Annotated in this window: 15 protein-coding genes; 5 read left to right on the forward strand and 10 right to left on the reverse strand. The window is 67.0% G+C overall.

Features of this window, described 5'->3' with window-relative positions:
- Positions 1-49 precede the first annotated feature (49 nt).
- Together clpB and AC5QAH_RS12675 are read right to left on the reverse strand one after the other, a co-directional pair.
- On the reverse strand, positions 50-2,635 hold the full coding sequence (clpB, locus tag AC5QAH_RS12670; RefSeq protein ID WP_010481560.1) for an ATP-dependent chaperone ClpB: 2,586 nt from the start codon (positions 2,633-2,635) through the stop codon (positions 50-52).
- A gap of 181 nt (positions 2,636-2,816) precedes the next feature.
- Entirely contained in the window at positions 2,817-3,638 is an 822-nt protein-coding gene (locus AC5QAH_RS12675) for a DUF3014 domain-containing protein (protein ID WP_049481754.1), read from the reverse strand.
- 170 nt (positions 3,639-3,808) lie between these two features.
- Between AC5QAH_RS12675 and AC5QAH_RS12680 the strand changes: the two genes are divergently transcribed.
- The gene (locus tag AC5QAH_RS12680) at positions 3,809-4,519 is read left to right on the forward strand and encodes a glutathione S-transferase (protein WP_495232383.1); all 711 of its coding nucleotides are present in this window, start codon (positions 3,809-3,811) and stop codon (positions 4,517-4,519) included.
- A gap of 27 nt (positions 4,520-4,546) precedes the next feature.
- Here the strand turns inward: AC5QAH_RS12680 and AC5QAH_RS12685 are convergent, their stop codons facing one another.
- The 4 genes from AC5QAH_RS12685 to AC5QAH_RS12700 form a co-directional block, all read right to left on the reverse strand.
- Positions 4,547-6,157 (reverse strand): hypothetical protein, encoded by a 1,611-nt coding sequence (locus AC5QAH_RS12685; RefSeq protein WP_217014062.1) that lies wholly within the window; start codon positions 6,155-6,157, stop codon positions 4,547-4,549.
- A 601-nt stretch (positions 6,158-6,758) separates the two neighbouring features.
- Positions 6,759-8,477, reverse strand: a complete 1,719-nt coding sequence (locus AC5QAH_RS12690) for a thiamine pyrophosphate-dependent enzyme (RefSeq protein WP_460133628.1) — start codon at positions 8,475-8,477, stop codon at positions 6,759-6,761.
- 128 nt (positions 8,478-8,605) lie between these two features.
- The gene (locus AC5QAH_RS12695) at positions 8,606-9,463 is read right to left on the reverse strand and encodes an XAC2610-related protein (protein ID WP_460133630.1); all 858 of its coding nucleotides are present in this window, start codon (positions 9,461-9,463) and stop codon (positions 8,606-8,608) included.
- Between the two features lie 36 nt (positions 9,464-9,499).
- Positions 9,500-9,982, reverse strand: coding sequence for a DUF3574 domain-containing protein (locus tag AC5QAH_RS12700; RefSeq protein WP_010481551.1), 483 nt, complete (start codon positions 9,980-9,982; stop codon positions 9,500-9,502).
- A 215-nt stretch (positions 9,983-10,197) separates the two neighbouring features.
- Here AC5QAH_RS12700 and AC5QAH_RS12705 point away from each other — a divergent pair, with 215 nt between their 5' ends.
- The 4 genes from AC5QAH_RS12705 (at position 10,198) to otsA (ending at position 16,837) form a co-directional block, all read left to right on the forward strand.
- On the forward strand, positions 10,198-12,633 hold the full coding sequence (locus AC5QAH_RS12705; protein ID WP_495232384.1) for a TonB-dependent receptor plug domain-containing protein: 2,436 nt from the start codon (positions 10,198-10,200) through the stop codon (positions 12,631-12,633).
- Positions 12,634-12,896: 263 nt separating this feature from the next.
- Positions 12,897-13,655 (forward strand): trehalose-phosphatase, encoded by a 759-nt coding sequence (gene otsB / locus AC5QAH_RS12710; RefSeq protein ID WP_049437277.1) that lies wholly within the window; start codon positions 12,897-12,899, stop codon positions 13,653-13,655.
- 39 nt (positions 13,656-13,694) lie between these two features.
- Positions 13,695-15,476, forward strand: coding sequence for a glycoside hydrolase family 15 protein (locus AC5QAH_RS12715; protein WP_010481545.1), 1,782 nt, complete (start codon positions 13,695-13,697; stop codon positions 15,474-15,476).
- The gene (otsA, locus tag AC5QAH_RS12720) at positions 15,473-16,837 is read left to right on the forward strand and encodes an alpha,alpha-trehalose-phosphate synthase (UDP-forming) (RefSeq protein ID WP_043402878.1); all 1,365 of its coding nucleotides are present in this window, start codon (positions 15,473-15,475) and stop codon (positions 16,835-16,837) included. Before AC5QAH_RS12715 ends, otsA begins: the two co-directional genes overlap by 4 nt.
- A gap of 124 nt (positions 16,838-16,961) precedes the next feature.
- On the opposite strand, the gene AC5QAH_RS12725 is transcribed toward otsA, so the two are convergent.
- Genes AC5QAH_RS12725 through rluD form a run of 4 tightly spaced genes read right to left on the reverse strand, consistent with a single transcriptional unit; the run spans position 16,962 to position 19,660 of the window.
- The gene (locus tag AC5QAH_RS12725; protein ID WP_010481531.1) at positions 16,962-17,399 is read right to left on the reverse strand and encodes a thiol-disulfide oxidoreductase DCC family protein; all 438 of its coding nucleotides are present in this window, start codon (positions 17,397-17,399) and stop codon (positions 16,962-16,964) included.
- Entirely contained in the window at positions 17,374-17,880 is a 507-nt protein-coding gene (locus AC5QAH_RS12730; protein ID WP_224328449.1) for a DUF4166 domain-containing protein, read from the reverse strand. Before AC5QAH_RS12730 ends, AC5QAH_RS12725 begins: the two co-directional genes overlap by 26 nt.
- Before the next feature lie 20 nt (positions 17,881-17,900).
- Positions 17,901-18,671, reverse strand: a complete 771-nt coding sequence (gene pgeF, locus AC5QAH_RS12735) for a peptidoglycan editing factor PgeF (protein WP_049454797.1) — start codon at positions 18,669-18,671, stop codon at positions 17,901-17,903.
- Positions 18,671-19,660 (reverse strand): 23S rRNA pseudouridine(1911/1915/1917) synthase RluD, encoded by a 990-nt coding sequence (gene rluD, locus AC5QAH_RS12740; RefSeq protein WP_010481528.1) that lies wholly within the window; start codon positions 19,658-19,660, stop codon positions 18,671-18,673. Before rluD ends, pgeF begins: the two co-directional genes overlap by 1 nt.
- Between the last annotated feature and the right edge of the window lie 106 nt (positions 19,661-19,766).

A 19,766-nucleotide genomic window follows, 5' to 3' on the forward strand; every position in this document is an offset into this window, starting at 1 on the left:
GTACTTCGCAGGAAACGGGGCGCTGCGATCAGGCAGCGCCCCGCATGATTCACGCCCTGGCGAACACCAGGTGACCGCCGTCGTTGCCGACTTCGATGGTGTCGCCGTTGACGAAGGCACCGGAGAGGATCTTCTGCGCCAGCGGATTTTCCAGCTGTGCCTGGATCGCACGCTTCAACGGACGCGCGCCATACACCGGATCGAAGCCAACGTTGCCGAGCAGGTCGAACGCTGCGTCGGACACCATCAGCTTCAAGCCACGCTCGGCCAGGCGCTTCTCCAGCCCACGCATCTGGATACGCGCGATCTGCTTGATCTGCTGCTTGTCCAGCGGGTGGAACACCACGATGTCGTCCAGGCGGTTGATGAATTCCGGGCGGAAGTGTGCCTGCACCACGCCCATCACCGCCGCCTTCATCTGCGTGTAGGCCTCCGGGCTGTCGTCGGTGCTCATGTCCTGGATCTGGTGCGAGCCCAGGTTCGAAGTCATCACGATGACGGTGTTGCGGAAGTCCACGGTGCGGCCCTGGCCATCGGTCAGGCGGCCATCGTCCAGCACCTGCAGCAGGATGTTGAACACATCCGGATGTGCCTTCTCCACTTCGTCGAGCAGGATCAGCGAATACGGGCGGCGACGCACGGCTTCGGTCAGATAGCCGCCTTCCTCGTAGCCGACGTAGCCCGGAGGTGCACCGATCAGGCGTGCGACGCTGTGCTTCTCCATGAACTCGCTCATGTCGATGCGGATCATCGCGTCGGCACTGTCGAACAGGAACTCGGCCAGCGACTTGCACAGCTCGGTCTTGCCGACGCCGGTCGGGCCGAGGAACAGGAACGAGCCGGCCGGACGATTCGGATCGGACAGGCCGGCACGCGAGCGGCGTACCGCATCGGAGACGACCTTGATTGCTTCCTCCTGGCCGACCACGCGGTTGTGCAGCACCTCTTCCATGCGCAGCAGCTTGTCGCGCTCGCCTTCAAGCATCTTGTTGACCGGGATGCCGGTCCAGCGCGAAACGACCTCGGCGATCTCCTCATCGGTCACGCGGTCCTGTACCAGCTTGAAGTCCTTGTGCTCGGCTTCCTGCGCGGCGGCCAGCTGCTTTTCCAGTTGCGGCAACAGGCCGTACTGGATTTCGCTCATCTTGGCGAAATCCTGGCGGCGCTGCGCAGCTTCCAGCTCCAGCTTGGCCTGCTCGACCTGTTCCTTGATCTTGGTGGCGCCCTGCAGCGCAGCCTTCTCCGACTTCCAGATTTCATTGAGGTCGGAGAACTCGCGCTCCAGCCCGTCGATATCGTTCTCCAGGTCGGCCAGGCGCTGCCGCGAGGCTTCGTCCTTTTCCTTCTTCAGCATCTCGCGCTGGATCTTCAGCTGGATCACCCGGCGTTCCAGGCGATCCAGCTCCTCCGGCTTGGAGTCGATCTCCATGCGCAGGCGTGAGGCGGCTTCGTCCATCAGGTCGATGGCCTTGTCCGGCAGCTGGCGGTCGGTGATGTAGCGGTTGGACAGCGTGGCGGCAGCCACGATGGCCGGGTCGGTGATTTCCACGCCGTGGTGCACGGCGTACTTTTCCTTCAGCCCGCGCAGGATCGCGATGGTGTCCTCCACCGTGGGTTCGCCGACGAACACCTTCTGGAAGCGGCGCTCCAGCGCAGCGTCCTTCTCGATGTACTTGCGGTATTCGTCCAGCGTGGTCGCACCGATGCAGTGCAGCTCGCCGCGTGCCAGCGCCGGCTTCAGCATGTTGCCGGCATCCATCGCGCCATCAGCCTTGCCGGCGCCGACCATGGTGTGCAGCTCGTCGATGAACAGGATGATCTGGCCTTCGTTCTTGGCCAGGTCGTTGAGCACGCCCTTCAGGCGCTCCTCGAATTCACCGCGGAACTTGGCGCCGGCGATCAGCGCGCCCATGTCCAGCGACAGCACACGCTTGCCGCGCAGGCCTTCGGGCACTTCGTCGTTGATGATGCGCTGAGCCAGGCCTTCCACGATCGCGGTCTTGCCCACGCCGGGTTCGCCGATCAGCACCGGATTGTTCTTGGTCCGGCGCTGCAGCACCTGGATGGTGCGACGGATCTCCTCGTCACGGCCGATCACCGGATCGAGCTTGCCGCTCTCGGCACGCGCGGTCAGGTCGATGGTGTACTTCTCCAGCGCCTGCCGCTGTTCCTCGGCATTTTCCGACTGCACGTTCTCGCCGCCACGCAGCTTGTCGATGGCAGCCTGCAGGCGGGTCTTGTCGGCACCGGCGGCGCGCAGCGCCATGCCCAGCGTGCCGTTGTCTTCCAGCGCGGCCAGCACGAACCACTCGCTGGCAATGAAGGCATCGCCGTTCTGCTGGGCCAGCTTGTCAGTGTGATTGAGCAGGCGGCCGAGGTCATTGCCCATCGAAACGTTGCCGGCCTGGCCGGACACCTTGGGCAGCGCATCCAGCGCCTCGGTCAGGCGCTCGCGCAGCACCGGCACGTTCACCCCGGCCTGGGCCAGCAACGGGCGCGTGCTGCCACCCTGCTGGTCCAGCAGCGCGCTGAACAGGTGAACCGGTTCGATGATGCTGTTGTCGCGGCCCACGGCCAGCGACTGTGCGTCTGCCAGCGCCTGCTGGAAACGCGAGGTGAGCTTGTCCATCCGCATTGCGAATCCTCATCGGTCATCAGGGCCGGCCCGCGCCGGCGATGCTGGAAAGATGCGGTTGCCCCACCCCGTTTCAAGGGTGACTGCGACTGCACCCCGAGGCCAGTCAGCCTGGGGCCAGCATGCCGGAACGGGTGTGGTCGGCGCGTTGATCCGGATCAGTTCCGCGCGGAGAACGGGTTCAGCGGGTGATCGCGGTGCGGATCGCCCGCAGCTGCTGCTTGACCGCCCGTGCCTGCGCTGGATCCATGCGCAGCAGCGCCTTCTGGCCGATCGAGCGCGACTGCAGGGTGGGATCGACGAAGCGGTAACGGCCGCGCTCATCGCGCTGCACCAGCGGCGCCTGGGCCAGTTCCGGGGTCTCCAGCAGATGGTCGATCACCGCGACCAGGCGATCATTGAAATATCCGTCGGGTCGGCCCAGGTCCACATAGGCCTGCTGGATCAGCGGATAGAAGCGCTTGTAGGCGGCAGCCGTCGCCGCCGGGTCCAGCGCGGTGAATGCCTGCACATAGGGCGCATAGCGTGCCCCGTTGCTGGCAGCGATCCGCTCGCCGCCCTCAGCGGGCTCGACCTGCAGACTGCCCGGCAGCGGCCGTGCGGCCAGCGCAGTGGGCGGCACGCTGGGCTTGTCCAGGTTGTCGACCTGGGTGACCAGGCGCTGGATCAGGTGATCGCGCAGCAACAGGGTCAGCGGGCCCTCGCCCTGGAACAGCTGGCTCAGTGCGCCCCAGGCAGCGGCATCGCTGTCAGCCAGCTTCGGCAGCGCCGGATCGGCTGCGACCTCGGTATCCAGCGGATGCTTGATCGGCGGTGGCGCTGGCGCGGGTTCTGCGGCCGCCTGTGGTTGTGGCGGTGCACTGGTACTGGCGGGGGTTGATTGCACCGGCACCGAGACACCGTCTGCCAGGCGCTTCAGCTGATCGCGGAACAACCAACCGCCCGCGCCACCGATCACCACCACACCCAACACCCAGGGCCATACCGCCTTTCCACTCTGCATGATGCAGCACCTCGTTTCACACGCATGGAGAGGGTGTGACCCCACCGATTCCAGCGGGTTCCCCACCTGTTCCGCTGCCGTTCGGGTTCGGGCCTGCAGCAGAGCCGCGCTCACGCCTGCTTTGCACGCCACGCGCGACGCTGCGGGTCTTGTCCTGTGGAGGCACTGCCATGCAGTACGCGCTGTATTACTGGACTGGCATCCAGGGCCGTGGCGAGTTCGTGCGCCTGGCGCTGGAAGATGCCGGCGCCGATTACATCGACATGGCGCGGGTGCATGGCGATGCAGTGATGCAGCCGTTCCTCGACGGTGGCAGCGAAGGTGCGCAGCCCTTCGCACCGCCGTTCCTGAAGGCCGGGCGACAGGTCATCGCGCAGGTCGCGGCCATCCTGGATTTTCTCGGCCCGACGTTGGACCTGGTGCCACAAGCGGCCTCGCGGCGGATGCAGGCACTGCAGTTGCAGCTGACCATCGCCGACCTGGTGGCCGAGGTACATGACACCCACCATCCGATCGCTGCATCGAAGTACTACGAAGAGCAGAAGACCGAGGCCAAGGCACGTGCGACCTCGCTGCGCGGCGAACGGTTGCCGAAGTTCCTCGGCTACTTCGAGCAGGTGCTGGCCGCCAACGGTGGCCGTCATGCGCTGCGCGAGCATTCCTATGTGGATCTGTCGCTGTTCCAGCTGCTGAGCGGGCTGGACTACATGTTCCCGTGCCGCATGCAGGCACTCGGCCCCACCCTGCCCCTGCTGCGTGCGCTGCAGGAGCGGGTGGCGAAGCGGCCGAACATCGCCGCCTACCTGGGCTCGGAACGGCGGCTGGCGTTCAACACGAATGGCATTTTCCGCCATTACCCGGAGCTGGACGCCGAACGGTAGCGCCGGGCCATGCCCGGCGTCCCCCGGTCAATGATCGGTGCCTTCACCCAGCGGCTTCACCGGCTGCTTCTGCAACGACAGCAACCCCAGCAGTACCGCCAGTGCCACATACGCGCCTGCGAACTGCCAGCTGATGATGCGCGCCAGGCCTTCCAGATCCCACGGCAGGTAGATGCCACCGCGCGGGTCCACCGAGTGGATCAGGCCGAACAGGGTCAGCACCGCCGCCACCAGCAGGAAACCGCAGGCGCGGCGCAGGCGGCCATCGACCATCGCCGCCACCGCCGAGATCCACAGCATCGAGGTGATGATGAAGCCATTGCCAAGGGTGAAGATCACCGCCAGCTCGGGCAGGCCGTGGCCGTCGAGCTTGGTCAGCAGTTGCGGTAGCTGGTCCGGTGCGATCCAGCCCGGCGCCTTGATCGCCAGCAGGTAGGCCACCGATGGCAGGAAACCAAACACCATCGCACCGGTGTGGTGACGTGGCGTGGCCTGGAAGGCCTGGGTGGTGATGTCGATGGCCACGTAGACGATGATCGGTGCCAGCACCGCCAGCGGCAGCCACTGCACCAGCCCGGAAATGATGCCGAGCATGCCGCCGATGCCGACGAACAGGCCGGTCAGCAGTGTGTAGCCGCTGCGCGCACCCATGTGCTTGTAGGCCGGCTGGCCGATGTACGGCGTGGTCTGCGCAACGCCGCCACAGACACCGGCCACCAGCGTCGCCACCGCTTCCACCAGCAGGATGTCGCGGGTGCGGTAGTCATCGCCGGCCGCGCGTGCGCTTTCAGAGACGTTGATGCCACCGACCACCATCAGCAGGCCGAACGGCAGCAGCAACGGCAGGTAGGTCATCGCGGTGGGCAGGCCGTCGAGGAAGCCCAGCGTCGGCAGCGGCAGCACCACCTGCGGCGGCACCCACTCCGGCACATGGAAGCCCGGTGCACCCAGTCCGGCCACGCCCAGGCCGTAATACAGCACGGTGCCGAACACGAAGGCCAGCAGCACACCGGGGCCACGCAGCGGCAGCTTGCCCTTGGCGATCAATACATACAGCAGCAGCCCCAGCGTGGTGAAGCCGACCAGCGGCGAACGCAGCGTTTCCAGCAGCGGCAGCAGGCCCATCAGCACCAGCGCGATGCCGGCAATGGAGCCCAGCAGCGCCGCACGTGGCAGCGCGCGGGTGACCGCTTCGCCAAAGAACGACAGCACGAACTTGAGCACGCCCATGATGACCAGCGCGGCCATGCCCAGCTGCCAGGTGGCGATGCCCGCCGCGTGCGGGTCCATGCCCTGCTGCTTGAAGGCGAGGAAGGCCGGGCCGAGCACCAGCAGCGCCATGCCGATGCTGGTCGGCGCATCCAGGCCCAGCGGCATGGCGGTGACATCGTCGCGGCCGGTACGTGCGGCCAGCCGGCGCGCCATCAGGGTGTACAGCAGGTTGCCGACCAGCACGCCGAAGGCCGTGCCGGGGAACATGCGGCCGAACACCACGTCGGCGGGGAACTGGAAGATCCCGACCAGGGCCATGGCGATGAAGCCGAGGATGGAGAGGTTGTCGACGACCAGGCCGAAGAAGCCGTTGAAGTCGCCGGAGACGAACCAGCGACGCGGTGCGGCGGAAGCGGGAGCGGACATGGAAGGGGTGGTGGGGGTGGGGACCGCCGATGGTAGGCCCAGCGGGGCCCGGGCGCCAATTCCGCGGTGGAATGATGGGTTCCAGCCAACGGCGGGGCCCCTCGTGGCTGGGGGTGGGTCGCCAAAAGCAGCTTTATCGGAGTGGGCCGGTCGGGATGGGCTGCGCAGGACACGCCGTAAACCCGTCCCTGGGGGCTCGATGGCGCCATCCATGGCGCCAACGGTCCTGCGCAGCCCATCCCGACCGGCCCCTGACAACTCCCTGCGCGTGCCAGCCACGGAAAGGAATCAAAAGATCAAAAGCAAAAGCGGGTCGCTTCGCTCTGAGCCGAGCATGGCTCGGCTCTACACGAACAATTCGATCATTTCCAGGTTATCCACGCATGGCGTGGATCTACCGACAGATCGCAGGAAACTGTCGAAGGCGGGGTAGGTCCGGTTGCGGGGGCGTGAGCGCCATGGATGGCGCGATCGAGCTTACATGGACGTACTTGCAGCGTCCCCCGCAACCGGACCCACCCCGCCATCCCTCAGGAAACCCGCTTCTGCTCTGGCTCTGGCTCGTAGCGGGTGCAGGGCGCAGCCCTGCATCGACCACCTCCTACTTCTTCAGGAAGTTGTCCACCAGCAGATGCTTCACGTCGTCGAAGCGGCCGTTCAACACCGCCTTGGCCGCATACAGCGCCGTTCCGGCCACCTGCTTGGCTTCGATCTGTGGCGGCATCACCAGTTCGGCGCGGCTGGTATGCACGTCCAGCAATGCCGGGCCACGCTGCGACAGGAAGTCCTGCACCGCTTCCTCCAGATCCTCGCTGCGGGTCACGGTGCGGCCGTGGAAGCCGATCACCTCGGCCAGGCGACCGAAGTCCGGGTTCTTCAGGTCGGTGTAGTTGTCCAGAAGCCCTTCCACCTTCTGCTCCAGCTCGACGAAGTTCAGCGAGCTGTTGTTGTACACCACCACCTTGATCGGCAGGTTTTCCTGCACTGCCGTCAGCAGGTCGCCCAGCAGCATTGCCAGGCCTCCGTCGCCGGACAGCGATATCACCTGGCGGCCTGGGAACGCCTTCTGCAGGCCCAGCGCCTGCGGCATCGCGTTGGCCATCGTGCCGTGCAGCAGGCTGGTCAGCGTGCGGCGGCGGCCATTCACCCGGATATGCCGCAGCACCCAGACCATCGGCGAGCCGCCGTCGGCGGTGAACAGCGCGTCATCCGTTGCATACTTCGACAGCAATGCGGTCAGATGCTGCGGGTGGATCAGCTCGCCTTCACCCGGCTGTTCTTCCTGTTCGCGCTTCTTCAGCGCCTTGTCGCGACGCTCGATGCATTCGTCCAGGAAACTGCTGTCCTCGCGCGGCGGCAGCATCGGCAGCAGCGCATCCAGCGTCGGCGCGATATCGCCCACCACACCCAGGTTCACCGGGTGGCGGCGGCCGAGGTGGCTGCCATCGCGGTCGACCTGGATGATCGTGGCCTTGTCGGGGTAGAACTGGCCCCAGGCGAAATCGGCGCCGAGCAGCAGCAGCGTGTCGCATTCCATCAGCGTGTGGAAGCCGGACTCGATGCCGAAGATACCGGTCATGCCCATGTTGTACGGGTTATCCGGCTCAACGAAATCCTTGGCGCGCGAGGTGTGCGCGACCGGCGCCTGCAGGCGCCGGGCCAGCTCCAGCAGCTGCGCGTGTGCGCCCTGGCAACCGGCACCCGCGTAGACACCAATGCGCTTGCCCTGCCCCAGCAGCTCGGCGATGCGCTGCAGTTCGGCGTCGGAAGGGCGCAGCACCGGCTGCGTGTAGTGCACCGAGAACGGCACATCGTGCTTCACCTCGGCCTGGCTGATGTCGGCTGGCAGGATCACCACCGCCACGCCACGGCGGCTGATCGCGGCCTGGCAGGCCAGGGTGACCACGCGTCGCGCTTGTTCGACGCTGTGCACCTGCTCGCAGAACACCGAACAACTGGCGTAGACCGCCTTGAAGTCCACTTCCTGCGGGAATTCCATGCCCAGCTCGCTGGTCACCACCTGGCTGGCGATCAGCACCATCGGCGCGCGGTTGCGGTTGCTCTCGAACACGCCGTTGATGAAATGCAGGCTGCCGGGGCCGCAGGAGCCGGCGCAGGCGGTAAGTTCGCCGCTGACCAGCGAATCGGCGCCGGCGGCAAAGGCTGCTACTTCCTCATGCCGCACGTGCACCCAGGCAATGTCACTACCATGCATCGCATCGGTCACATGGTTGAGCGTATCGCCCACGATGCCGTAGCAACGGCGGACACCGGCCTGCTGCAGGGCGTCCACCACGATTTCGGCCACGCGCTTGCTCATCGGATACATCCTCGAACGGGGGAACGTCCGAGGCTAGACCCGTAGAAGTGATGCCTCCGCAAAAAAAGGGGACGGAGGGAATTAAGTCGTGTGTGCCACAAACGACTTAATTCCCTCCGTCCCCTTTTTCAGTCGTTGACGTTGATCCAGCCCTCCACCGCGCCGCTTTTCGGGTTGCGGTAGCGTAGCTTCACCCAGCCGTCCTGTTCATCCAGCAGTTCCACGTGGTCGCCCTGCACCAGGTAGCGTTTGGTGCTGGACGCACCGGGCCGGTCGAACAGGAACAGGCGCGCAGGTACCACGGTGGCCTGCTGACCACGCAACGGCCCATCCGGTGGTGCACCCAGGCCATCGGCAATGGCGCTCTCCAGCACACGACCGGCGGGGTCATAGGTGCGCCAGACCGCCAACGGGCCCTGCTCGTCGGTCTGTTCCCAGTGCAGCGCGGCGTTCAAGGTATCGCCCAGCATCAACACGCTCTCGGCGCGGTACAGGTAGAGCTTCGCACCCGCGAACCGGTACTGGTCGGCGTACCACATCGGCCCGCTGCGGCAACTGCTGGTGAGGGTGCGGGTGGCAACGTCCACGCTCAGACCCATCAGGTCACCGCAGCTGTCCTTGCCGCGGGTGTCGGCCTGCAGCACGCGATACGAAGCGCTGGCCGGATCGAAGCGGTACACCGTCACCGCTTCATTGACCATGCCCACCGAGGCGCGTGCGACCAGTTCCGGGTAGCCATCGAAATCGACGTCCTCCAGACCCCAGCGCGAATTGCCGTCGGCATCGGCCGCGCCCGCCAGCGTCTGGCGCTTTCCCGACGGCGACAGCTGCACGGCGATGCTCCCGTCCTGCTGCGGATCGGCGTGCGCCTGCACGTGCGCGGCCACCTGGAACCGCAGTGTTTCGACGTCGTCGCCACTGGCCTGCGCCGACGGTGCCAGCAATCCCGCCAGCACCAGGCCCAGCACGCATTCCCTGTGTTTCATCATCGGTCCCTGCGGCACCGCGGTGGTGCCTTCAACTCAGAACGATACCTCGACCGGCTGCCGCGACCACAGCACCGATTGATGCTTGGTCTGCTGCTTCCACGCCAGGCGGATCGCTTCGATATCGGCGCGGCGCTGCGGGGTGTCCTCGTGCAGCACCACCAGCACCTTGGTGCGCAGGCGGTTGGGCGCGGCATCGCCGCGGAACAGCCACTGGCCGTAGGCATCGAACACGGTCAGGCCATCCGGGAAGCGCGGGGTCACTTCCTTGTCCAGGAAGGTGCGCCACTGCGCCTCGCTGATGGTGTCGGCCTGCGGGCGGTTGCCGGCGCCCTGCTCCTCGCCCACCCCGAAATACAGCTCGCTGCGCACCCAGCCATGGCCGGCGGACGGGCGTGCGGCATCGCCCTTCAGTTCGGCGGTGGTGGCCGTGGCATAGGCGCTGGGCGCCTGCGAAGAGAGGCTGGCGCAGCCACTGGTGGCCAGCAGCACGGCGAAGACGAGGCCAAGGTGTTTCATCGGTACAGCTCCGGGGAAGGGGGGACAAGGCGAGCCGGCAGCGTACAGCGCCACTGGCCCGGCGTGCTGATGCCAACCGGGCATCAGCTCATGCCGGACCGGCAGGGACTTGCATCGGCACCGGCCATCACGCGAAGATAATATATCGCTTCATCCGGATGGATGTAAGTGAAACTATCTCCCCCTTCCCCGTCGTCGTTGTTGCTGGAGCCCCCATGTCCGTCCGCCTGCCCGCGTCGCCGCTCGGCCTCGCCATCGCCCTCGCGCTTTCCTCCGCCGCCGTCCCGGCCCTGGCCCAGGACGCCACCAACCTGGACACGGTGATCGTCACCGGCACCCGTGCCGCCGACCGCACCGTGCTCGAATCCACCTCGCCGGTGGACGTGCTCACCGCCGATGACATCCGCAAGGCCGGCGTGGTCAACGGTGAGCTGGGCAGCGCGCTGCAGGCGCTGCTGCCATCGTTCAACTTCCCGCGCCAGTCCAACTCCGGTGGCGCCGACCACGTGCGCGCGGCACAGCTGCGTGGCCTGTCGCCGGACCAAGTGCTGGTGCTGGTCAATGGCAAGCGCCGCCACCACACCGCGCTGGTCAACACCGACAGCAAGATCGGCAAGGGCACCACGCCAGTCGACTTCAACTCGATTCCGGTCAGTGCGATCAAGCGCATCGAAGTGCTGCGTGACGGTGCCGGCGCGCTGTACGGCTCGGATGCGGTGGCCGGTGTGATCAACGTGATCCTCGACAACGGCGGCGACGGCGGCGAGATCGAGGCCAGCTACGGCGCCAACCACACCGACCTCAAGCCGATCGGCCGCACCCTCACCGACGGCCAGACCGGCAACATCAGCGCCAAGGTCGGCACCTCGCTGGGCGAGGACGGCGGCTTCCTGCGCGTGGGCGTGGAGTACAAGCACCGCAACGGCACCAACCGCGCCGGCTTCGACCAGATTCCGCCGTGGGACCAGACCCCGGGCAACCTGGCGCTGCAGGGCAAGCGCAACTACGTGCTGGGCGATGGCAAGAGCAAGGACATCAATCTGTGGCTGAACACCGAGATCCCGGTGGGCCAGACCTCGACGTTCTACGCATTCGGTACCTTCAACCAGCGCGATACCGAAGGCGCGAACTACTTCCGCTACCCCGATGGCGATGCCAACTGGAAGGAGATCTATCCGAACGGTTACCGGCCGATCTCCGAAGGCGAGAACCGCGACGTGCAGGCCGTGGCCGGCGTGCGTGGGCAGTGGGGCGAATGGAGCTACGACGGCAGCCTGGATTACGGGCAGAACGATTTCACCTACCGCCTGCGTGATTCGCTCAACGCCTCGCTGGGCCCGACCAGTCCAACCCGCTTCAAGACCGCTGACTACGAGTACGCGCAGACCGTGGGCAACCTCGACCTGAGCCGCGTGTTCACCCAGAGCGACAGCATCAGCCACACCCTCGGCCTGGGTGTGGAAGCGCGCCACGAGCGTTACCAGACCCGTCCCGGCGACCCGGCCAGCTATGCCGCCGGCCCGTACACCGACCGCCCGACCGGCTCGCAGGCCGGCGGCGGCCTGACCCCGCAGGATGCGGCCCGCCTGTCGCGTGATGTGGCCAGCGCCTATGCCAGCCTGTCCAGCCAGTTCGGCGAGAAGTTCTCCACCGATCTGGCCGCGCGCTACGAGCACAACGACGACTTCGGCGGCGAACTGACCGGCAAGCTCGGCCTGCGCTATGAGTTCACCCCGGCGTTCGCGTTGCGCGGTGCCATCTCCAACAACTTCCGCGCACCGTCGCTGGCCCAGATCGGCTACGAATCCACCTCCACCGGCTACAACGCCGGCGGCCAACTGGTGCAGGGCCGGCTGCTGTCGGTCAACAATCCGATCGCGCGTGGCCTGGGTGCGCAGGACCTGAAGCCGGAAAAATCGATCAACACCTCGCTGGGCTTCACCAGCCGCATCGGCGAGCATTTCGACCTGTCGCTGGACTTCTTCCAGATCGACATCGACGACCGCATCGCGCTGTCGGAGAGCATCACTGGCGATGCACTGACCGACTACGTGGCGGCCAACTACGGCGTCAGTGGCCTGCAGAGCGCCAGCTTCTTCGTCAACGCCGCCGACACCCGCACCCGCGGCGCCGAACTGGTGAGCAACTGGCGCCAGTCGCTGGGCGATGGCCAGCTGCTGCTGACCGGCACCTACGCCTACACCAAGACCACGCTGAAGAACGTGCTGGCCACGCCCGCGCAGCTGCGGGCACTGAACCCGGACTACGTGCTGTTCGGCATCGAAGAGACCAACACGCTCACCGACGCCACGCCGCGCACGCGCGGCAGTTTCTCGGCGGCCTGGAGCAACGACCACTGGTCGCTGAGCAGCCGCGTGAACCGCTATGGCAGCGCCACCCGCGTGTTCAACTTCGGTGACGGCTACATCCCGCGCCAGACCTACCAGGCCGAGTGGCAGCTGGATGCCGAAGTCGAGTACCGCATCACCCCGCAGTGGAGCGTAGCCATCGGCGGCCAGAACCTGACCGACAACTACCCGGATCGATCCAACAGCGATATCCACTACTTCGGCAACCTGCCGTACGACGTGCTGTCGCCGATCGGCAGCAACGGTGCGTACTACTACGGCCGCGTCCGCTATACCTTCTGATTGCTCTGGGTGTAATTGCCTTGGGTGGGTGCGGACCATTGGCCCGCACTGCCTGGGTTCAATGCAGGCTGCCCCTTTGTGCCGACCAACGGTTGGCACCCACCGGAAGTGATCGCTCTCGGTGGGTGCGGACCGTTGGTCCGCACTGCCTGGGTTCAATGCAGGCTGCCCCTTTGTGCCGACCAACGGCCGGCACCCACCGCAGCAAGGCCGTAGCCTGCCCTCGACCCCACGTACACGCCCACGCTGGCAAGCTGGGCGTCATGGCTGAACCGCTCCCCCTGCGTCCGCCACCTCCATTGCTGGACGATGCCTGCGCGTTGTTCCTTGATGTAGATGGCACCCTGATCGAATTCGCTGCACGCCCGGATGCCGTGCAGCTGCTGCCAGATGTGCGTGAAGCCATCGGCCGCATCAGCGACCGCCTGGAAGGTGCCGTGGCACTGGTCAGTGGTCGCCCGCTTGAACAGCTGGATCAACTGTTCGCTCCCCTGCAACTGCCTGCCGCCGGCCTGCACGGCCATGAGCTGCGTGGCCAGGATGGTCGTGTGCTGCGCGACGAACACGACGACGACACCGCCGAATGGCTGCACGCACTGCACCAGCAGGCGATGCGCTTCGCCCACGGCCATCCCGGCGTGCTGGTGGAAGACAAGGGCGTCGGCCTGGCCCTGCACTGGCGCGGCGCGCCGCATGCCGCCAGCGATGTCCGCGCCTTCGCAGACCGCCACGTGCGTGGTCGTGCCAGCTACCGCCTGCAACCGGGCGACCATGTGGTCGAGTTCGTGCCCGTCGGCACCGACAAGGGCCGTGCCGTGCGCCGGATGATGCAGTACCTGCCCTTCCGCGGCCGCCTGCCGGTGTTCATCGGTGATGACCTCACCGATGAATTCGGCTTCGACGCCGCCAACGTCCAGCATGGCTGGAGCGTGCTGGTGGGCGAGCGGGAACCCAGCAAGGCGGTGTTCGCGCTGCCCGACATACGCAGCGTGCACGCCTGGCTGCGTGAGAATGCCTATTGACCCGGCCACCCCACGGCCGCAACCGAGATGTACCGCGTGATGACCCAACCCGATCTTGATCTGGGCGTGGTCGGCAACGGCAGCTTCGGCGCCCTGGTCGACAAACGTGCCCGCGTTGTCTGGAGCTGCCTGCCCACCTTCGACGGCGACCCCACCTTCTGTGCCCTGCTCGGCCCCAACCAGCAGACCGGTGGCGACTTCGCCATCGAGCTGGAGGACTTCGCGAGCAGCGAGCAGGAATACCTGACCAACACCGCGATCCTGCGCACCGTCCTGCGCGACGCGCACGGTGGCGAACTGGAAATCCTCGATTTCGCCCCGCGCTGGCGCCAGAACGACCGCTTCTACCGACCGGTCAGCCTGATCCGCCAGGTGCGTCCGCTGGCCGGCAGCCCGCGCATCACCGTGCGTGCGCGACCGCTGGCGGACTGGGGCGCACGCGTGCCGGAGTCCACCTGGGGCAGCAACCACGTGCGCTGGATCCTGCCCGAGCACGTGCTGCGGTTGACCACCGACGTGCCGGTGCGCTTCGTGCGCGACGGCCTGCCGTTCGTGCTCAACCATCCCATCCACCTGATCCTGGGCGTGGATGAATCGCTCAACCGTTCGATCAGCGGCTATGTGCAGGAAGCCTTCCAGCGCACCCGCGACTACTGGCGCGAATGGGTGCGCTACCTGTCCATTCCGCTGGAATGGCAGGACGCGGTGATCCGCAGCGCGATCACGCTGAAACTGTGCCAGTACGAGGACAGCGGCGCGATCATCGCGGCGATGACCACCTCCATTCCGGAAGCCCCCGGCAGCGTGCGCAACTGGGACTACCGTTACTGCTGGCTGCGTGATGCGGCGTTCGTGGTGCGCGCACTGAACCGCCTCGGCGCGACGCGCACGATGGAACAGTTCCTCGGCTACATCTTCAACCTGGCCACCACCGACGGCACCCTGCAGCCGCTGTATGGCATCGGCTTCGAAGCCAAGCTGGACGAAGACGAAGTGCCCAGCCTGTCCGGCTACCGCGGCATGGGCCCGGTGCGCCGCGGCAATCTGGCCTGGGTGCAGCGCCAGCACGATGTCTACGGCAGCGTGGTGCTGGCCTCCACGCAGCTGTTCTTCGACCGGCGCTTGCAGGACCCGGGTGATGCGCACACCTTCGCCCGCCTGGAACCCTTGGGCGAACAGGCGTTCGCCCTGCACGACGTACCCGATGCGGGCCTGTGGGAGTTCCGCGGCCGCACCGAAGTGCACACCTACACCAGCGCGATGTGCTGGGCGGCGTGCGACCGCCTGTGCAAGATCGCCGTGCGCCTGAAGCGCGATGACCGCGCACGCTACTGGCGCGAGCGCGCCGACACCATCCACGCCCGCATCATGGCCGAATCCTGGAACGAGGAGCTGGGCCACTTCACCGATACCTTCGGTGGCCACCGGCTGGATGCCTCGCTGCTGCTGTTGGCCGACATCGGCTTCATCGACGCGCTGGATGCGCGCTTCATTGCCACCGTCGATGCCATCGGCCGAGACCTCAAGCATGGCAATTCGCTGTACCGCTATGTCGCGCCGGATGACTTCGGCGAGCCGGAAACCAGCTTCACCATCTGCACCTTCTGGTACATCGATGCGCTGGCAGCAATCGGGCGCATGGACGAAGCACGCGAGATGTTCGAGCTGCTGCTGAAGCAGCGCAACCACCTGGGCCTGCTGTCGGAGGATCTGGCCTTCGACAGTGGCGAGGCCTGGGGCAATTTCCCGCAGACCTATTCGCACGTCGGCCTGATCACCGCCGCGATGCGCCTGTCGCGGTCCTGGCAGGAGGCATCGTGAGTCGTCTGGTCGTGGTATCAAATCGTGTGGCCGTGCCCGGCGAGAACCGCGCAGGCGGCTTGGCGGTCGGCCTGCTGGCCGCCCTGAAGGAGCGCGGCGGCCTGTGGTTCGGCTGGAGCGGCAAGACCGTAAAGGAAGGCAGCGGCACGCTGCACCGGCAGAAGGACGGTGACATCGACTACGTCACCATGGACCTGAGCAAGCGCGAAGTCGATGGCTACTACAATGGTTTCGCCAACCGCACGCTGTGGCCACTGCTGCACTTCCGGCTGGACCTGGTCGACTACGACCGCGGCACCCGCGAGACCTACCACAAGGTCAATGCGCTGTTCGCCGACAAGCTCGCGCCATTGCTGCGAGAGGATGACATCGTCTGGATCCACGACTACCACCTGATCCCGCTCGGCGCACTGCTGCGCGAGCGCGGCATCGGCTGCCGCATCGGCTTTTTCCTGCACATCCCGATGCCGTCGGCCGACCTGCTGCAGGCGATGCCCGACCACCTGCGACTGTTCTCCGCGCTGTACGCCTACGATCTGGTCGGCTTCCAGACCCAGCGCGACGCCGATCGTTTCCAAACCTACCTGCGCCTGTTCGGCGGTGGCCGCGTACTCGACAACGGCGAGCTGGAAGCACCCGGCGGGCGCCGCTTCCGTGCGGCGGCTTTCCCGATCGGCATCGACACCGAGCTGATCGCACGCCAGGCCGGCACCGCCGCCACCAAGGCCGCGGTGAAGAATCTGCGCAACAGCCTGCGTGATCGCCAGCTGGCGATCGGCGTGGATCGCCTGGATTACTCCAAGGGCCTGCCCGAGCGCTTCCTCGGCTTCGAGCGCTATCTTGAGCGCCACCCGGACCAGCGCGGCTCGCTGACCTACCTGCAGATCGCGCCGGTCTCGCGCGGCGACGTCACCGAGTACCGGCAGCTGCGCAGCCAGCTGGAACAGATCGCCGGCCACATCAACGGTGGCCACGCCGAACCCGACTGGACACCGCTGCGCTACGTCAACCAGAACTTCACCCATGCCACCCTCACCGGCTTCTACCGGGCGGCGGCGGTCGGCCTGGTCACGCCGCTGCGCGATGGCATGAACCTGGTGGCCAAGGAGTACGTGGCCTCGCAGGACCCGGAGGATCCCGGCGTGCTGGTGCTGTCACTGCTGGCCGGCGCCGCAGACGAACTCAAGCAGGCGCTGCTGGTGAACCCACATGATCTGGACGGCGTGGCCGACGCCATCGCCACGGCAGCGACGATGTCGCTGAGCAGGCGCAAGGAGCGCTGGCACGCGATGATGGATCACCTGCGCACCTACGACATCAACCACTGGCGCCGCAGCTATCTGGACGCGCTGGAAGGCTGAAGCACGCGTTCCTGTAGAGCCGAGCCATGCTCGGCTGCGTTTTGTAGAGTCGAGCCATGCTCGACTGCTATTGGCAGGAGAAAAAGCAAGTCGAGCATGGCTCGACTCTACAGAAGACAGGCGATCAATCCAGGAACCGCGCGGCCTGCTCCGGTGCGGGCAGGTAACAGGCGTCATGCCGCCCGAACCAGCGGTAACGGTTGCGTGCCAGCGCGCGATACGCGGCATCACGCCAGCCGCGCGGCACTGCCCGCAGCACGCCGCTCAAACGCCAGGCGCCGCCCAGCCCCGCCAGCACGCGCAGGATCGCATCGGTATCGGTCCAGGCGCCCTGCGCGTCCAGCAGCAGGAACGACATCGGGTCCTGCGGGTCCAGCCCGTGCGCGCGCAGCATCGCGCTGCCCTGTGCGCCCTGCATCGCCGCAAAGCGATAGCGCCCCCTGCGGTCGAAGCGCAGCAGGAAGCGCACCCAGCGGTTGCACAGCGCGCATACGCCATCGAATACGATCACCGCGCTGCCAGCCTCGGCGGCGGCCTCACTGCGGTTCGAGCCAGCCTTCATAGCGGATCAGGGCTCCCACCCAGGGCAGCGTCACATCGACCAGGAAAGTGTAACGCTCACCCTGCCAGGCTTCGCGGCAACGCACGCCACCAAACCAGCGCCTCGGCAGCGGCAGCAGCCCGAACGCCCAGACCCGCCGCACCGACCAGTCGATGCCACCCTCGCGGGCCTGCAGATGAAATTCGAAGCGCACCGCGCCCAACTGCTCGCGCAGGTATCCCTCATGCGCCCACAGCCGCGACACCATCGGCCAGCGCCCAAAACGCCGCGCCCACTGCTCGCCCTGCCCGTGTGCCCTGAACGCCACTTCGGTCGGCAGCGCTTCACCGTCCTTCGGCAACCGCGCCAACGCAGCCAGCAGCGGCACCAGCCAGTGCCGTCCCCTCACGATACGCGCCTGCCCCACGTAGCGGCAGGGCAACGGCGCGGCATGCAGCGCCTGCACCGGCGCGGCCAGGGTGGCGAAGGCCGGTCCCAGCACACGCGCGAACAGCGGCGGGGTCAGCGCGCGATCCAGGCCAGGGTCGCCATGCGTCCGGTACGACGGTCGCGCCGGTGCGAATACAGGTCGGGATCGGCCATGGTCGAAACCGTGCCGCCATGCACCTGCGCCGGGTCCATGCCCGCCGCCTGCAGGCGCTGGCGGGCCAGCGCGAACAGATCGACCTTCCAGTGACCCGGCCGCGTCGCCACGAACGCCGCTTCGGCCGCCGGATCATGGCCGACGAAGGCGTGGTAGACCTCCTCGCCGATCTCGTAGTCGGCCGGTCCGGCGGCCGGGCCCAGCCAGGCCCGCAGCTGCGCCGGCGGCGTCTGCATGGCGGCCACCGTGGCCTCCAGCATACCGTCGGCCAGGCCACGCCAGCCTGCGTGGGCCGCGCCCACCTCACTGCCATCGGCGGCGGCAAACACCACCGGCAGGCAGTCGGCGGTCAGGATCGCCAGCACCACGGCCGGCACCGAGGTCACCGCGGCATCGGCCACCGGTTCGCTGGCGCCGGGCACCGGCGGCGCGCTGAAGCGCAGCACAGTGCTGCTGTGCACCTGGCGCAGCCAGTGCGGGGCCGACGGTAGCGCCAACCCCTGCTGCAGCAGCTGGCGGTTGTGCTCGACGTTGGCGGGGGTATCACCATCGGCCGCGTGCCGGTTGCCCAGGTTGAACTGCGCGAACGGCGCCGGCGAGATGCCCGCACCGTGCCGGCGCGTGGTCAGCGCATGGACGCCCGGAGGCGCCGGCCAGTCCGCCCGCAGCAAGGGCAGCGCGGCGTCCATCACCAGCGGTCCCGCTCGCGCGCGGCGAAGGCTTCGCTGTCTTCGCGCAGCACCTTCATCAGGTGCAGCATGTCGTCCGGCACCGGCGCGGTGTTGCGCACCGGCTCACCGGTGATCGGGTGCGTGAACTCCAGCGTCTCGGCGTGCAGGGCCTGGCGCTTGAAGCCGCGCAGCGCGGCCACCAGCTCGTCGCTGGCGCCCTTGGGCAGCTTCAATGCACCGCCGTACAGCGGGTCGCCGATGATCGGATGGCGCACGTGCGCCATATGCACGCGGATCTGATGGGTACGGCCGGTTTCCAGGCGGCACTCCAGTGCGGTGTGCGCACGGAAGCGCTCGCGCAGGCGGTAATGGGTGATCGCTTCCTTGCCGTCCTCGCGCACGGCCATCTTCAGGCGGTCGCGCGGGTGGCGGTCGATCGGGGCATCAGCGGTACCGCCGGCCACCAGCGCGCCCATCACGATGGCCAGGTACTGGCGGTGCACGTCGCGTGCGGCCAACTGCTCGACCAGCGCGGTCTGCGCTTCCAGAGTCTTGGCCACCACCATCACGCCGCTGGTGTCCTTGTCCAGGCGGTGCACGATGCCCGCGCGCGGCAGTACCGCCACCGACGGGTCGCGGAACAGCAGGGCATTGACCAGGGTGCCGCTGTGGTTGCCGGCGCCCGGGTGAACCACCAGGCCCACCGGCTTGTTGATCACCAGCAGGTGCTCGTCCTCGAACAGCACGTCCAGCGGGATGTCCTCCGGCTGGGCGTCGGTCTGCGTTTCCAGCACCACGTTGAGGGTCACCACCTCGCCGCCGCGCAGCGGATCGCGCGGACGCACCTGGGCGCCGTCCAGCAGGACCTCACCGGCTTTGATCCACTCGGTCAGGCGCGACCGCGAGTATTCGGGGAACAGTTCGGCCACGACGGCGTCGAAACGGCGGCCGGCAGCGGTGTCGGGGACGATGGCCTGGCGGGCCGATTCAGAGGGTTGTTCAGACATGGCAGGGGGGCATTCTTTGAAATTTTGGGGTCCCGGCGGCCGGTTTCAGTCGCTGGACAGGACACTAGGCTATCATCGACCCTTCGTATTCCAGCCGCGTCCCGCC

The organism is Stenotrophomonas sp. YJH_SMC_43 (assembly GCF_059372535.1).

Bases quoted from the DNA above. Each gene is read 5' to 3' on its own strand.
- clpB (WP_010481560.1), bottom strand. From the start codon at position 2,635: ATGCGGATGGACAAGCTCACCTCGCGTTTCCAGCAGGCGCTGGCAGAC.
- AC5QAH_RS12675 (WP_049481754.1), bottom strand. From the start codon at position 3,638: ATGCAGAGTGGAAAGGCGGTATGGCCCTGGGTGTTGGGTGTGGTGGTG.
- AC5QAH_RS12680 (WP_495232383.1), top strand. From the start codon at position 3,809: ATGCAGTACGCGCTGTATTACTGGACTGGCATCCAGGGCCGTGGCGAG.
- AC5QAH_RS12685 (WP_217014062.1), bottom strand. From the start codon at position 6,157: ATGTCCGCTCCCGCTTCCGCCGCACCGCGTCGCTGGTTCGTCTCCGGC.
- AC5QAH_RS12690 (WP_460133628.1), bottom strand. From the start codon at position 8,477: ATGAGCAAGCGCGTGGCCGAAATCGTGGTGGACGCCCTGCAGCAGGCC.
- AC5QAH_RS12695 (WP_460133630.1), bottom strand. From the start codon at position 9,463: ATGAAACACAGGGAATGCGTGCTGGGCCTGGTGCTGGCGGGATTGCTG.
- AC5QAH_RS12700 (WP_010481551.1), bottom strand. From the start codon at position 9,982: ATGAAACACCTTGGCCTCGTCTTCGCCGTGCTGCTGGCCACCAGTGGC.
- AC5QAH_RS12705 (WP_495232384.1), top strand. From the start codon at position 10,198: ATGTCCGTCCGCCTGCCCGCGTCGCCGCTCGGCCTCGCCATCGCCCTC.
- otsB (WP_049437277.1), top strand. From the start codon at position 12,897: ATGGCTGAACCGCTCCCCCTGCGTCCGCCACCTCCATTGCTGGACGAT.
- AC5QAH_RS12715 (WP_010481545.1), top strand. From the start codon at position 13,695: ATGACCCAACCCGATCTTGATCTGGGCGTGGTCGGCAACGGCAGCTTC.
- AC5QAH_RS12725 (WP_010481531.1), bottom strand. From the start codon at position 17,399: ATGAAGGCTGGCTCGAACCGCAGTGAGGCCGCCGCCGAGGCTGGCAGC.
- pgeF (WP_049454797.1), bottom strand. From the start codon at position 18,671: ATGGACGCCGCGCTGCCCTTGCTGCGGGCGGACTGGCCGGCGCCTCCG.
- rluD (WP_010481528.1), bottom strand. From the start codon at position 19,660: ATGTCTGAACAACCCTCTGAATCGGCCCGCCAGGCCATCGTCCCCGAC.